Source organism: Bartonella fuyuanensis (assembly GCF_014197255.1).
Lineage (GTDB): Bacteria > Pseudomonadota > Alphaproteobacteria > Rhizobiales > Rhizobiaceae > Bartonella > Bartonella fuyuanensis.
The window spans coordinates 1-1,178 of record NZ_JACIFE010000071.1; the positions used below are offsets into that span (position 1 = coordinate 1).

Below are 1,178 nucleotides of genomic sequence, written 5' to 3' on the forward strand. Positions count from 1 at the left end.
GACATAAGAACAGAAAAACCACACATTGCTCCTACACCTGTAATTTGAATCACTTTATTTTCAACTGCTTTTCCCATCAGAAATATACGAGGCATCTGGTAAGTTCTTTCATTAAAAATACGATTGTAATAGAGCCATTGCTTTGTAAAGGGACGATAAAGACTTTGAACTGAACAATTACTTTCAAATTCGGAAATTTTTCCTCTTACAAACTCTTCTTTTAGACTACTACTCCAACTGATTTTTTTAGCATCAACGTTAACAAAATTGTCTACAGCATTTTTACGTATCCTGCTATCCACATGCCCATAAGCATCATTAAAACGCTCCACTTCACTGTTATAAAAGGCAATCATATTACTCATGTTTTTCGCTAAGCATTCACGACTTGAATTGTATGTCCAAACGTCACGATTAGTTTTTAAACCACAAGAATAAATTTCAAAAAGTTTTTTATTATTTTCCTTCTTCTTCTTATTATTACTCTTATTACCTAAAGTTAGAAAGTTAGCAAAACTGTCATCTCGTTGATTAATCCAATCGCCATGCTCGTTTGGTGTAATGAGTTGCCAGCCTTGTTCATGGGTAATACCATCAATACTGCAAAATTCGTCAAGGATCTCAAGTTTCCTTTTAGTTGTAAGATTACTACCAATGTCGTGATAGTAAATTTTACATGATTCGGTCACATTGGAATTTTTGATAAACAAGGTTACAGCAATACCAGTCATACTTCCGTTGCCAAAAACATTCTCTCCTTCTTGAGCGTTATTTTTATTCATCATATTTTTACGAATATCCCCTCGTAAATTAAGCACATAAATGCTCGTAAACTCTTTGGCTAAAGATTTTCGCAAACTGTCCATTGTTGGCTTGTCTACATAACCAGAACCAGAAACAAAGCCGATTACCCCAGCATCAGCAATACGGTCACTCGCCCAGCGAATGGCACGAATATAACTATCATAAAGCGCTCGTGTATTTGTTACTTTAGATTGAGCAGCATAGGTTTCACGAATGCGATCATCTAATATCGGATAAGCTGTATTCTTTGCATTGTCGTTTTCGCTTTTTTGACCTACCGAATAAGGAGGGTTACCAAAGATAACTTGGATATTTAGATTTTTTTGATGTTCTAAATACTCACTGTTGTTTTTGAATAATTTTTGCAGAAGGTT

Annotated in this window: 1 protein-coding gene; it reads right to left on the reverse strand. The window is 34.8% G+C overall.

What is annotated here, in order from left to right; translation table 11 throughout:
• On the reverse strand, nucleotides 1-1,178 hold a 1,178-nt coding region (locus tag GGR08_RS07960), incomplete at both ends, for a type ISP restriction/modification enzyme (RefSeq protein WP_343050853.1).